Here is a 13,264-nt window from a genome sequence, read left to right on the forward strand (position 1 = left end):
AGTATTGATTACTCCTTATTTCCGAGAAAACAGCCATCCTACTTAGCTCCCTTGACTTTCTCACTCAAAGCAACAAGACCTTCCTTGAAGCATTCGATCGGAAAATCACAAGAACCAGCAGTGCCCTGCCCACCGGCCTTAAGCGTCCCGCCGCCGTGGCTTGTCGGGACAATATTCAGTCCGACGACCTTCCGCATATCAACACCGACGGGGAATCCCCTGAAATCATCCCACGGGATCGGCGCAAATTTGTGCTCGCCCAGACATACGGCACGAGCGTTTTCCGTACGACGCTTGGCCTCACTGAAATCATGGCCCGTCAAACGGACATATCCAGGCCCCGCGACCGCCGACATGCCGCCCAATCCGTAGACCTCGGTTACACAACTGTCACCCAGGAAGCCGAGCATGTCATCTGCCGTATAAGACGGGTTGAGAAATTGCCCAAGGATTTTCGGCGCCGGCGTGGTAAACCACTCATCTCCCGTCCCGCTGAATTTGAGGCCGAATTCGACCCCGTTGCCGCCCATGCCGACCATTACCGTCGACATCGGGATGTTTCTGGCGGAATAGATTACGCTTTCCGCCCCAGCCATCATCACGTGCAGGAAAAACCGGTCATTGGCGGTGTATTCCTTGATGATACGGTCCTTTTTCGGAAAATCTGAATCGAGCATGAATGGCAACAGATGCAGTGCCATAAACATCGACGCGGCAGGTTGGCGATTGTGATTTTCATCCCCCATACCGGCGGTCTTTGCGAGAACCATATGCAGATCCACGCCACGGGCCTTGCGGACCGTCTCTCCAAGGGCAGGGCCGTAATAGTCGCGGAACCACTCCAATTCGCGCTGGATTTCGTCGTCGTAAAAACCCCAGCGTAATACGTGCAAAGAGGTTCCCGGATGGGGTACACAAAATCCTTTACCACCAAAGGTTTTATCTTCGCAGACAATCACCGGCATAGAAGCCGAGGTGGCCATCGCGGCACCGCATGCGCAACTGTAATCCTGCGCTGATGCGACCTCAATCTCGCCGTTCAGCACCATATTCCATGCCTCGTCGGCATTCTGTGCCAGTCCTTCGTATATAGCTGCACCGCAAAGCGCGACTTTTACCGGATATACAATCTTTTGCACGTCTATAGGCGGCCCTGCAATCAGGATCGTGTTACTCTTCATATTGGGAATCACATCACCGGCAGGCTGCACATCGGTCCATACAGGGCGTCCTTTTACCAGAACATCCACTGTCTTCTTGTTGGCTTCCTCTATCTGTGTTTCGATGTTCATTACTTCTCCTTAAAAATCGATAGTTGAGATTATAAAAATGTAGTTATTAGGAAATTCCTAATCTACAAGAATGCAACGCACAAAATGACCACTGGACACCTCTCTAAACTGCTGCACTTCCTTGCATCTTTCAGAAGCAAACCTGCATCGTGATGTAAAACGGCATCCCGGGGCGGGGTCTATCGGATTTCCCACCTCACCCTGGAGCAAGTGCCGTTCCCGGTTCTTTCTGGAAAGGTCGGTTGTGGGTATCGCGGAAAGCAACGCCTTTGTATACGGGTGCAGATGATTGGAAAAAAGTTCATCGCGCGTAGCGTATTCAACGACCTGACCGAGATACATGACGGCGATATAATCGCTTATGTGCCGTACAACGCAGAGATCATGCGTGATAAACATATAGGCGAGTCCCCTTTGATCCTGCAAATCCATGAGCAGGTTCAATATCTGCGCTTGAATGGATACATCGAGCGCAGATACGGGCTCGTCGCACACAATGAAGTCAGGGTCCACGGCCAAGGCTCGAGCCAGTCCAACCCTCTGACGCCGACCACCGTCAAGTTCATGCGGATAGGTATTTACATATCGCTCGGGGAGTCCGCACAAATCCATTATTTCTTTCACCGTTTCTTTTATCTTTTTCTTACCTTTTACATTACCGATCACTTTCATCGGGTCCGATATGATTTCGGATATCGACATTCGTGCATTGAGCGATGTAAATGGATCCTGAAAAATCATTTGCATCTGCGCACGCATTGTTTTCATCTGTCTGCGGTTATAGCCGACGATATCACTGCCGTCGTAAAGGATTTCACCTTCCGTGGGTTCAAGCAGACGTAGTATGGTTCTCCCGAGTGTCGACTTCCCACAGCCGGATTCTCCAACAACGCCGAGAGTTTCGCCCTTTTTGATCGTCAGGTTCACATCATCGACGGCGTGGAGAAGCCCAGCCCGCGTCTTAAAATACTTTTTCAGTCCCCGTGTCTCAATCAATGGTGCTTCCATGGTTACTTGTCCCCCTCCATATCGCTGAACAGAAAGCACTTGATGCTGTGTGTCCCTATCGCATAAGAGGGTGGAACATGGGTTTTACACTCCTCCATACAATACTTACACCTCTCGGCAAATTTACAGCCGGCCGGAAGATTGGTAGGATCAGCCATAAAACCAGGTATGGGAACCAGCCGCTCCGTGTCGCACGTCAGATTCGGAATACTGTTGAACAGCCCTTCCGTATACGGGTGGTTGTGATCGCGTGTGAATACATCTTCGATCGTGCCCTTTTCAATGATTTCGCCGGAATAGACGATAGCCACATTTTCACAGAACTCGGCTACCACTCCCAGGTCGTGCGTTATGAGAATCATTGAGGTGTCAAATTTGTCCTTCAGTTCCTTCATCAGCTTGAGGATCTGGGCCTGGATCGTGACATCCAGCGCAGTCGTCGGTTCGTCGGCGAGCAGCAGCTCGGGTTCCGCCACCAACGCCATTGCGATACCGATCCGCTGCTTCATGCCGCCGCTGAACTGATGGGGGAATTCGTCCTTACGCTTGGCCTGAATACCGACGAGTCCGAGGATCTCGTCAACCTTTTGGTCCTTTTCATTTTTGTCCATATCCGGAAAATGCAGGTCGAGGACTTCGAGGATCTGGTCACCGACAGTGATGATTGGATTCAAGCTGGTCATAGGATCCTGGAATATCATCGATATCTTTGCCCCACGTAGTTTCATCATTTGATGCTTACGCGCTTTAAGTATGTCGAGGCTGTTGTACGTAATAGTGCCTTTCGTAACCTGCCCTACCTTTTCCGGGAGCAATTTCAGAATACTAAGCGCCATAGTAGTCTTACCGGCGCCCGTTTCTCCTACAAGTCCGAGAACCCCGCCCTTTTCAAGGGTCAGATTCAAACCGTTTAGCGCGTGCACCACTGCATCATCGGTGTTGTATTGCACATGCAGATCTTTTATTTCCAAAATAGCGTCACTCATATATGCCCACCTTAAACCTTTGACCGGGGGTCCATCGCATCACGAAGCCCGTCACCCATAAAGTTGAGACACATAACGCACACTACTATGAACAGCCCCGGTACAAGCCCAAGATGCGGGTAATAGCGTATGTTGATGCGATTCTCAGCCAGGATGGTGCCCCATTCGGGTGTAGGAGGAGCCACGCCGATACCCAAAAATCCAAGCGAAGCGATCGACAAAATGGTAGATCCAAGTGAAAGTGTGGCACTTATAATGACAGGCCCCAATCCGTTGGGTATGATATGCTTGTATATGATCCGCGGAGAACTTGACCCATAACACCGGGCTGCCTCTATAAATTCCTGACCACGCAACGACAGGATAGAAGATCTCACCACCCGAGCAAACCGCGGGAACGCGGCTACAGAGAGTGCAATTACCATTTTGAATGTGCCCTGTCCGAGTGCCGCAGAGACGGCCATTGCCAACAACATTCGAGGCACGGCCATGAACACATCACAGAACCTCATTATGACATTATCAACCCAGCCGCCAAAATATCCTGCCACGCCGCCGAGAAGGACACCGAGGGCAAGGGCCATAGCCACGGTGATGAGGCCGGCAAGTAACGATATCCGTCCCCCGTATATGATCCGGGCAAACAGATCGCGACCCAATTGATCCGTTCCCAGGATATGACCATCGGTACCGGGAGTAAGGAAGCGATCTTTTATACACTGTGTATATACCGTTTCGTAGTCTATATACAGAGGCGCGGTAAGACTGGCTATGACAAGAATCATAATGACAACCAGCCCAATCATTGCAAGTTTGTTCTTTCTGAAACGGAACAGGACAAGCCCCCACGACCCTCTATTAACAATGGAGCCTGAGCTCTTGATATTCTTTCTTTTCATTGAAATAGATCTCCCCTTTGCTATGACAAATAGCCGTGCTTAACTCTTGGATCCACAACGGCATACAAAAGGTCGACAAGCAGATTCGCAAACCCGACAAAGCATGCGATGATGATCACTATTCCCGTGACTACCGGAACGTCACGCAGCTTGACGGCACTGATCAACAGTGAAGCCACTCCCGGTATGGCAAACACCGTCTCCGTTACAATTGCACCGCCGAGCAATAGCGCGAAGCTCAAGCCAAGCTGCGTAATAACAGGTAACAGACCGTTTCGCAGCACATGTTTGATAATGACCCGCCTTTCGGACGCACCCTTGGAACGAGCGGTTCTCACGTAATCCTGTTTAATAACTTCGAGTATGCTTGTACGTGTCATCCTGACTTGACTCGCAAGTTGTGCTGCCGCAAGCGTTATCGCTGGTAAAACGAAGTGTTTCAGCGAGCCAACACCGGTGGCAGGGAGCCAGCCAAGTTTCAAGGCAATATAAACCTGCGCCATAAGGCCGAACCAAAAGGAAGGCATCGACGTAAAGATCATCGCCACTACCATGCTCGTATAGTCAAACACGCTGTTTTGCCGCACCGCCGCAAATATTCCGAGTGGGATTCCGACCAAAGCCGATATGGCCATAGCCATCATGCCGAGCGTCAGGGTGTTTGGAAGACGAGCACCAAATTCCGAAAGAACGTTAAACTTATTGTACCAGGAGAATCCAAAATCTCCCTGTACAACGCCTTTCATATAATTCACATAGCGTACAAGTAGAGGATCATCGAGGCCTAATTCAGCACGCTTAGCCGCTATAGCCGCCGGCGATGCCTCTGTCCCCAAAATCAGCTGGGCCGGATCCCCCGGTGCCAAGCTCATAATGAGGAATATAAAGAAACTGATTCCTAAAACAACTGGTATGACAAAAAGCACACGCTTAAGGATATATTTTACCATGATGTACCTCATCAAAAATTAGAAAGGGATTCTCCGAAGTTGTTGAGTAACTGCCTCCATACATTATTTCGAGAATCCCTTTCTGTTCACCCATGGGAGTTAATGGCTCCGGATGTGGTCTTATTTACTTCCAACTCCAGTCATTAAAGAAATACAGTCCCGTTAAAGCCCTGGGTTCTACGCCCTGCATATCTTTATTAAATGCAACAATACTCAGATCGTAATACAACACTACCCGATACGCATTCTCGATGATGTTATTACATGCCTGTGCATATATGTCTTTTCTCACTTGAGGATCGATTTCGACTCTCCCGGCATCCAATAGACCTTCCAGTTCATCGTTGTAACAGCCCATATCGTATCTAGTGCCAAGTACCTTTCGATTGAAATAGGTGTACAATCCGTCTGCATCAAGAATCGATATACCTCCTGCCCGCTGGTATGCACCAAAATTGCCCGTTCCATAGTATGTAAGCGCAGCGAAAGAAGCTGCATCAAGGGCGTTTACCGAGCACTTGATACCAACCTCAAGAAGCTGGCCCTGTACGATTTGTGCAGCCGCTTCGTCCCTTGAACCTGAAATGACCGCAATCATGAAGTCTTCACCATGATAGTTTGATTGTGCCAGGTATTTCTTAGCTTGTTCAGGATCATATGCTACCTTGATAACATCCGCCGTTTTAGGTCTTCCGGAAAAGGAAGGGGCTACGAAGATATCGCCGACCGTTGCCAAACCTTCGTATACCCCGAGAACAATCTCCTCTTTATCAATGGCACACTGTACCGCCTTTCGAAAGTTGACATCGGCAGCAACTCCTTTGGCACAATTAAAGGCAATTGTAGCAATTGACGACGCCTCACAAATCGACCACTTGACAGAACTGTCATCGGGAAGCTGCATGAGCGGGGTAAGGTTGGCATTCAGCAATACATCGATCTCTCCGTTTTCAAGCGCCAGCATCTGGGTATTGGCATCCGTCATAATCCTGTAGGTAATATGTTTGATAGGCGGCTCTCCACCCCAGTAGTCCTTGTTTGATTCAAGTGTAATGTGGTTGCCCGCAACACGTTCCACAAATTTATACGGTCCCGTTCCAACCGGAGCGTCGCTGTATCCGTCTTCACCTATTTTTTCATACAATGCCTTTTCAAAGACCAAAGCAAAACGAGACGAAAGGCTGTTGAGGAATGCGCCATATGGGGCTGTCAGATGTACAACTACAGTAGCCTCGTCGATTACTTCCGTGTTGTCATAGTTGATGAGAAGCGTCCTACCCATCGCCGTGGAAGCGGCAGTATTGAGAGAAAAGGCAACATCCTCAGCGGTCATGGGATTCCCGTCATGAAACGTAACGTTCCGGCGAAGGTTTAGTGTATAATCCTTCCCGTCCTCTGAAATTTCCCAGCTTTCGGCCAATAAAGGTTCTTTACTTCCATCCGGCATCAGTTTGATGGGAGTCTCATAAATATTGTGCAGTATCGGAACCTCGTCCATGTTCGTCAGAAGTGTGCTGTGAGCAGGAAAGAACAAATCCGGCTCGGCAGCGTTTGCGATGATGACACTATCCTTTTTTGAGGACGCTCCGTCGGGTGCTCCCGATCCGGTTGCCGTTCCTTCGCCGCCTGAGCATGCACTCAACATCATCACAAGCCCCAGGGCCAGAAGCTCAAATGTTATACGTTGTTTCATCTTTTTCTCCTTTTTATTTTTACTCTGGATTTACGATATTCGTCGGTTGTCCCAGCTGATACTGTGCAAGATTACGCACTGCGACATCCATCAGGCGCTGCCTGCTTTCTTTTGATGCCCAGCTAATATGCGGTGTAATGATGCAGTTTTTGGCCCGAAGCAAAGGGTTGTCTTCCTTTATAGGCTCCGTCGATACAACATCCAAACCCGCGCCATACACCTTTCCGCTATTCAGCGCATCGGCCAAGTCCTGTTCAACGATCAAGGGGCCACGACTGTTGTTCAAAATAATCACGCCGTCTTTCATCTTTGCGATATTGACTTTATTGATGATGCCCTCTGTTTCGGCAAAGAGAGGACAATGTAAAACAACGACATCAGATTGAGCCAACAGGGTATCCAAATCAACATAGGATACCACCTGCTCGCCGCTTGCATTGGGAAAGGAGTCATACGCAATAACCTTCATGCCCAGCGCACCTGCTATCTTCGCAGTGGCCTGTCCAATACGACCGAGCCCGATAATACCCATGGTCTTTCCCGCAAGCTCAATCAGGGGATAATCCCAAAAGCACCAGTCGGCATTTTGTGTCCAACGGCCTGCATGAACCGCCTTATCATGGTGTCCCACGTGATGACAGAGTTCCAACAGCATCGCAATAGCAAATTGCGCTACCGCTGAAGTGCCATACGCCGGGATATTGGAAACAAGAATTCCACCCTTGCTCGCCGCCTTTACATCCACAACGTTGTAGCCGGTTGCCAAAACTCCAATGAATTTGATTGAAGGACATGTGGCTATCGTCTCGGCACTAATCGGTGTTTTGTTGGTATACACTGCTTCACAGTTTGCAATACGGCGCTGAATCTCCGCTTCGTTATCCACCGGTGTCCGGTCGTACACGGTCAAATCTCCCAGCGTTTCGAGGGCATCCCAGCTCAGGTCCCCTGGGTTTTCCGTATAACCGTCTAATACAACAATCTTCATGCCTATCTCCCCTCAATCCTTTAACAAGGCCCAGGCTCTGTTAATGACACGCTTTGTGTTCGCCAGAATCAGATCCTCTTCCTCGTTATCCCGAGGCTTGACCTCGAAGGAGAGTACATAAGGGTTCTTCTCGTCAAAAAATCCCTCGTCACGTAATACAGCAAAGAATTCCACAAGCTCAGGTACGTCGTTCGCGCTTTCCGGAAATCCAAACCGGGGATGCTGGTCGCCATACGCCTCCGCCCCAGGCCTTGCAACTGCATTCCCTATATGAAAATGATTGATATAAGGCCTCAACGTACGGATTACAAACCTGCTGGATTCATAGGTAATAGGGAAATGTGACAGATCGACAATCAAGCCAAAGTTATTGCATCGACAACGCATCTCCGCCGCAAATTTTGCAGCATACGGCGCGGGACCAATCAACGCCGCCTTATCCAGATCAAAATCAAATACCTCAAGATTTACCGTCATATTTTTTTCCGCAGCGTACTTACAGACGGCTTGAGTAGTCTTTGCCAACTGCGCATAGGCTTGTTCCTTGGTGGCTTCCTCCCATTTGCCTGCCAGGAAAGCAACACCGTGTGCTCCCAAAACATATGCTTCGTCTACTGCTTGCAGCAGCGTCTTTTCGGCTTCAATGCGCTGGCTTTCATCGATGGCATTCGGATTGAGCTTTTTTCCAAGTAATCTGGTCTGTCCGCCGTAACAAACCGTAAGATGACTTTGCTCAAGTATTTTTTTTGCCTTTACTCTTGTTTCTTCATTTTGAAATTCGCATATTTCTATTGCATCAAAAAAATCATCGCATGCAATCTCACGTATTGAATCCAATACATGCTTTCTTGGATGACTCATCCACTGAATCGTTCCTATTTGAAAATATTTATGGATTGAATCTCTCATGAAAACAAATCCTCCATTTGTGTCAATACCACAATGTTCCTCATAGACGCTGCAAACCCGGATAATCCTCACGTATCTGTTGTAGATGCCAAAATTGGTCAGTGCACTTTCATTCGTTATAACACCGGTTATGGCATACGTCAACGAAAACATTTGTGGATTTTCGGTGTATAAATGCTCTTGAATAAGCGTTTCATAGCCAAAATGCACATATTTTTAGGTAGAAGTAGATGAATATATACTTTCTATGTACCATAGATAGTTATTTTGCTATTGACAATTGATCAGGACAATATATAATTAATATTAATTATGATAATATTATGATAATCTATAAAGAAAGGCGGAAGTGATGACCGAAGGGATGGAAGGCACATGCAGTGTTATCGTAGATTATGTAATCAATCAGATTGCTGATAAAAATTATGCCGTAGGTGATAAACTTCCCCCCGAAAGGGACTTGGCCTTGCAGTTGGGCATTAGTCGGGCCACGGTACGGGAAGGAATAAAAGTATTAAACTATCTAGGTTTTATTGATAGCACACAAGGCTCCGGCAATTACATCACGGACACCTATGAGAAAACCACGGCAAAAATTATGTCGGTCATGTATGTGCGTGGCGACGTTAGTTTCCGAGATTTCACGATTTTTCGTCAAATGCTGGAACTACAGGCATTCGATTTAGCAATCGATCGTGCGACCGAAGATCAAATCACGGAAATGAAGCAAATAGTCGATCTATTGGATCTCACGAAAAACAGTGATTTAATTTTTCAATTAGACATTCGTTTCCATACCCTTCTTGTCGAAGCCTCACACAACTCTTTACTATTAATCAACTTTAATGCTCTTTCCAGCGTAACGGAAGAATATATGTTTGATACATATCATCACACGGTTACAAAAAAAACCGCGGGTTTCGAGAAGCTTCAAGGATATCATCACGCTATTGTGAATGCTTTGATAAATAAAGACCGGGAGGCAGGCTCTGCAGCAATCCGGGATCACTTTTCCTGGATATCTCCCAAATAAGCAGCAAAAATATATTTCGATTTATTAATTTAATGCATACATGAGGATACATATGATAACGAATAAAGGAACGACCGGATCGAATTTTAAAGGAGTCGCTTTTCTCGTCCTGGCTCTATTCATCATATCTATGCAAAGTATTGCCGTGAAAGGACTCGGGGGCGGCTATCCCGTCTTGGAAATGGTGATTTTTCGTAATCTGGTTGCCTTGCCATTTACCTTGTTTTTTCTGAGAGGAGAAGGAATAAAAGGCCTGCCTAAGACAAAACGATTTCGACTGCATTTCACGCGAGGCATCTTTCTTTTTATTTCCTACACCACCTATATGATGGGTTTGGTAGCTCTCCCTCTGGCTCAGGTGGAATCGATCCGATTCTCAGGGCCTATTATGATCACCGTCTTGTCTGTATTTATACTAGGCGAAAAAGTCGAATTTCGGCGCTGGGTGGTGTTAATAATTGGCTTTCTGGGGGTTCTCCTTATCGTTCAGCCAGGTTCGGCAACTTTTAATGTAGGTGCAATTTTTATTCTCATAAGCGTACTCTTTTATGCGTTTACCGTTATCACAACCCGGAAACTGCAGACTACCGAAAGCAGCGCTTCTATGGCATTTTTTAGTTCCCTCGTGTATCTCTTCGCTGCTACGGCCATCGTTCCCATAACTCTTGCCGTAGGGGAAATCCCCAATGCCAATCCCAGCGTTGCTTTTTTGTTTGCAAAGTGGTCTTTGCCATCTCTCCGGGATGGAATTATCATGGGGGGCTTAGGACTTGTCTGGGCTGCCTGGACCTATTTCATGGCTCGCGCTTATAGCCTTGCACAAGCGTCGATGATTGCCTCTTTTGAGTATTTGTCTCTGCCCATAAACACGCTCTGGGGATTTCTTTTTTGGAGAGAAATTCCAACGTGGACAACCCTGGCAGGGGCATTCCTTATTTTATGTAGCGGAATGGTTGTTTTGTATCTTGATAAGAAAAACAGAGAATCAATAAACTAATAGGCAAAGCGTCGAATATTGGTCTCGGACATGCACTTTTCAGAACAGTGATAGCCAAGGATTGGGATGAATAATCCACAGGGAATCACCTTTTCCAGAGTAAACCTATGCCTAAGCTTGAACTCACTATTTTGGTTTGATCTTAATCCTTTTACCCAGAAAACATCCGCTATTCCTCGGCCTGCTCGTAGATATTGATAAAGCTGCTGTCTGCTGTTTCTCAATATCTATAAAATTGCTTCAACATCCCTTCGCATACTAGCAAGGTCTTCGGAATCAATGCTTATATTACCGCCGCCGACATTTTCTTCGATCTGAGAAATCTTCCGTGCTCCGCAAAGAACATTGACGTTGTTCCCGGTCCCTTGGGACAAGGTCCAAGCCAGTACCAGTTCAGTCATGGAGCATCCGTACTTTTCGAATAGGGGCTGCCACTTTTTTTTCAGTTCAACGACTTTCTCCAGATTTTCCTTCTCATACCACTTAATCTTTTTCTTGGCGAGTCCCATGTTCACCGTGCTGGCGGGAGTGTATTTGCCGGTAAGCACGCCACGCTCCAGAGGAGAGTAGGCTTGGAAGGTAACCCCGTGCTCTTCACAAAAGCCGAAAAACGTTTCTTCAACCACGCGATCCAGTATACTGTATTTTTCTTGGATTAAGTCGAGCTGGCCATTATTGACGTATTCTATAAACTGTTCACTGTTCAGGTTTGAAGCGCCTATAGCGCGGATTTTTCCCTGCTGTTTCAGTTCCATGAGGTACCCCATTGTATCGCTGATGGGAATAGGATACTCCTCTATGGCTTGCCAGTGAACAATGTAGATATCAATATAATCAGTCTGTAGGCGTTTAAGGCTCAAGTCGATCTCTTCCGACAGGCGTTTGGGGCTGGCATTGCGGACGATCTTAACTCCATCCCGCTCCATCAGAAAGCCTCCCTCGTCGATATCCCAACGTATTCCGCATTTTGTGGCGAGCACGTACTGGTCCCTGTGTCCTGCAAGCGCTTTCCCGACAACTTCTTCACTGTGGCCGAGGCCATAGGCTGGCGCTGTATCGATCAGAGAGATACCTAGTTCCCGAGCCCGGTGAATTGTTTTTATGGACTCATTATCGTCACTAGGGCCCCAGCTGCTGTCGCCACCGATGGCCCATGTCCCGAGGCCAAGAGCAGATGCTTTGATTCCTGATTTTCCAATTTTCATTTGCTTCATTCTGTTTCCCTCTTACAACAATGCTTTATTTATTATCATTTTAAACCGTACCGGAAATCCCGGAGACTGTTTTCGTTGAGTCCGACCACTCTGGTCGAATCTCTTACACTTTCATAATACATCATCTCAAACTCTTTTTGGGGAATATTCCTATTGGTTCAAGAATTCTGCCTTGAATTCCCATTAAGCAGATCCAATGGCCGTTTGCTTCAGCATCAGGAATTGTTGTTTTAACGCCTTACCGCGAATCGCACCTTTCACACCTAAATTCGTACACTGCTTTCTCATTTTTTTCGATAAAAATCTGGACATTCCATATGGGAAATAGGAACCCGCTCCCCCGTGTCACGGGCCTGCGATAGGGCTTCGGTTACAACTGCAGTGATATAACCATCCCAGGTCGACGGCCCTCCGACCCGGCCCTGCTTTACCGCAGAAACCCACTCTTGAAATTCAACTTCGTAGGCCTCTTTGAAACGTGCCTTCCAGTCGGAAGAAATGGCGCTCGCTTTTTTCCCGTTGTTTTTTACCAGAACTTCAGGAGGAGAAGGGAGAGAAACAATTCCGTCTTCACATACAACCTCACAATTAATATCATATCCATATTGACAATTAATAAAAATTTCGACAGTTATCAAGATTCCGCTCTCGGTACGAAGAATAAGAAATTGCGGATCATGGAGATCACTTCCGCTATGCCTGCTGTTTTTTGCCATAAGCACTTCGCATGATACATATTCCTCCCCAAGCAACCAGCGGCAAATATCAATTTCATGCGAGGCACTGCTTTGGATTGCCATGGGAGTAGTGAAACCGGGGATAGCGGCATTGCGATGTGAGCAGTGGAGGACCAATGGCGATCCATAGCTTCCCGACTGCAAAAGAGTCCGTACGGCCCGATACCCCGGATCATATCTCCGCATAAATCCGACCTGAACGAGCTGTTTTCCTCCTGCAATCTCCGCATCGAGGATATGTCGGCCATCGGTCGATTTTGGGGTCAGAGGCTTTTCGCAGAACACAAATTTTTTCGCTTCGATGGCCTTAAGCACGTAGCGCGCATGGGTCTCATCCGAAGAGGACACGACAACGGCATCTACTTCACTCGATTCGATGAGCTGCTCCCCACTGGAAAAAACGTTTACGCCAAAACTTTCGCCCAAGGATCTGGAAACTTTTTCATTAATCTCAAAAATTCCGGTTACCGTCGCGCCCTGGACCTTTTCGTTAATACGCTTCACATGATCCTGACCAATTGCCCCACAGCCAATAATTCCGATACGTAAATCACTCAT

The 13,264-nt window shown here is 47.4% G+C and carries 12 protein-coding genes; 2 read left to right on the top strand and 10 right to left on the bottom strand.

The window, feature by feature from the left end; translation table 11 throughout:
* Window positions 1-38: 38 nt before the first annotated feature.
* From SPIRS_RS12970 to SPIRS_RS13005, 8 genes are all read right to left on the bottom strand, one after another.
* Window positions 39-1,292 carry a YlbE family protein gene (locus SPIRS_RS12970; protein WP_013255139.1) on the bottom strand — a complete coding sequence of 418 codons (1,254 nt, stop codon included), beginning with the start codon at window positions 1,290-1,292 and terminating at the stop codon, window positions 39-41.
* 57 nt (window positions 1,293-1,349) lie between these two features.
* Window positions 1,350-2,300, bottom strand: a complete 951-nt coding sequence (locus tag SPIRS_RS12975) for an ABC transporter ATP-binding protein (RefSeq protein WP_013255140.1) — start codon at window positions 2,298-2,300, stop codon at window positions 1,350-1,352.
* Between the two features lie 2 nt (window positions 2,301-2,302).
* Complete coding sequence (locus SPIRS_RS12980) at window positions 2,303-3,286, bottom strand: ABC transporter ATP-binding protein (protein WP_013255141.1); 984 nt, start codon at window positions 3,284-3,286, stop codon at window positions 2,303-2,305.
* A gap of 11 nt (window positions 3,287-3,297) precedes the next feature.
* Window positions 3,298-4,185 carry an ABC transporter permease gene (locus SPIRS_RS12985; protein WP_013255142.1) on the bottom strand — a complete coding sequence of 296 codons (888 nt, stop codon included), beginning with the start codon at window positions 4,183-4,185 and terminating at the stop codon, window positions 3,298-3,300.
* Between the two features lie 20 nt (window positions 4,186-4,205).
* Window positions 4,206-5,135, bottom strand: coding sequence for an ABC transporter permease (locus SPIRS_RS12990; RefSeq protein ID WP_013255143.1), 930 nt, complete (start codon window positions 5,133-5,135; stop codon window positions 4,206-4,208).
* A 124-nt stretch (window positions 5,136-5,259) separates the two neighbouring features.
* Window positions 5,260-6,828 carry an ABC transporter substrate-binding protein gene (locus tag SPIRS_RS12995; RefSeq protein WP_013255145.1) on the bottom strand — a complete coding sequence of 523 codons (1,569 nt, stop codon included), beginning with the start codon at window positions 6,826-6,828 and terminating at the stop codon, window positions 5,260-5,262.
* Window positions 6,829-6,847: 19 nt separating this feature from the next.
* On the bottom strand, window positions 6,848-7,816 hold the full coding sequence (locus SPIRS_RS13000; RefSeq protein ID WP_013255146.1) for a D-2-hydroxyacid dehydrogenase: 969 nt from the start codon (window positions 7,814-7,816) through the stop codon (window positions 6,848-6,850).
* A gap of 12 nt (window positions 7,817-7,828) precedes the next feature.
* Window positions 7,829-8,935, bottom strand: coding sequence for a sugar phosphate isomerase/epimerase family protein (locus SPIRS_RS13005; RefSeq protein ID WP_013255147.1), 1,107 nt, complete (start codon window positions 8,933-8,935; stop codon window positions 7,829-7,831).
* Between the two features lie 142 nt (window positions 8,936-9,077).
* Here SPIRS_RS13005 and SPIRS_RS13010 point away from each other — a divergent pair, with 142 nt between their 5' ends.
* Complete coding sequence (locus tag SPIRS_RS13010; protein WP_013255148.1) at window positions 9,078-9,758, top strand: FadR/GntR family transcriptional regulator; 681 nt, start codon at window positions 9,078-9,080, stop codon at window positions 9,756-9,758.
* Window positions 9,759-9,810: 52 nt separating this feature from the next.
* Window positions 9,811-10,755, top strand: coding sequence for a DMT family transporter (locus SPIRS_RS13015; protein ID WP_013255149.1), 945 nt, complete (start codon window positions 9,811-9,813; stop codon window positions 10,753-10,755).
* Window positions 10,756-10,982: 227 nt separating this feature from the next.
* Here the strand turns inward: SPIRS_RS13015 and SPIRS_RS13020 are convergent, their stop codons facing one another.
* Together SPIRS_RS13020 and SPIRS_RS13025 are read right to left on the bottom strand one after the other, a co-directional pair.
* Entirely contained in the window at window positions 10,983-11,969 is a 987-nt protein-coding gene (locus SPIRS_RS13020; RefSeq protein ID WP_013255150.1) for an aldo/keto reductase, read from the bottom strand.
* A 284-nt stretch (window positions 11,970-12,253) separates the two neighbouring features.
* Complete coding sequence (locus SPIRS_RS13025) at window positions 12,254-13,264, bottom strand: Gfo/Idh/MocA family protein (protein WP_013255151.1); 1,011 nt, start codon at window positions 13,262-13,264, stop codon at window positions 12,254-12,256.

The sequence above is a fragment of the Sediminispirochaeta smaragdinae DSM 11293 genome (genome assembly GCF_000143985.1).
Taxonomy (GTDB): Bacteria; Spirochaetota; Spirochaetia; order DSM-16054; family Sediminispirochaetaceae; genus Sediminispirochaeta; species Sediminispirochaeta smaragdinae.

Coding starts and splice junctions, on each gene's coding strand:
- SPIRS_RS12970 (WP_013255139.1), bottom strand. CDS start 1,292: ATGAACATCGAAACACAGATAGAGGAAGCCAACAAGAAGACAGTGGAT.
- SPIRS_RS12975 (WP_013255140.1), bottom strand. CDS start 2,300: ATGGAAGCACCATTGATTGAGACACGGGGACTGAAAAAGTATTTTAAG.
- SPIRS_RS12980 (WP_013255141.1), bottom strand. CDS start 3,286: ATGAGTGACGCTATTTTGGAAATAAAAGATCTGCATGTGCAATACAAC.
- SPIRS_RS12985 (WP_013255142.1), bottom strand. CDS start 4,185: ATGAAAAGAAAGAATATCAAGAGCTCAGGCTCCATTGTTAATAGAGGG.
- SPIRS_RS12990 (WP_013255143.1), bottom strand. CDS start 5,135: ATGGTAAAATATATCCTTAAGCGTGTGCTTTTTGTCATACCAGTTGTT.
- SPIRS_RS12995 (WP_013255145.1), bottom strand. CDS start 6,828: ATGAAACAACGTATAACATTTGAGCTTCTGGCCCTGGGGCTTGTGATG.
- SPIRS_RS13000 (WP_013255146.1), bottom strand. CDS start 7,816: ATGAAGATTGTTGTATTAGACGGTTATACGGAAAACCCAGGGGACCTG.
- SPIRS_RS13010 (WP_013255148.1), top strand. CDS start 9,078: ATGACCGAAGGGATGGAAGGCACATGCAGTGTTATCGTAGATTATGTA.
- SPIRS_RS13015 (WP_013255149.1), top strand. CDS start 9,811: ATGATAACGAATAAAGGAACGACCGGATCGAATTTTAAAGGAGTCGCT.
- SPIRS_RS13020 (WP_013255150.1), bottom strand. CDS start 11,969: ATGAAGCAAATGAAAATTGGAAAATCAGGAATCAAAGCATCTGCTCTT.
- SPIRS_RS13025 (WP_013255151.1), bottom strand. CDS start 13,264: ATGAGTGATTTACGTATCGGAATTATTGGCTGTGGGGCAATTGGTCAG.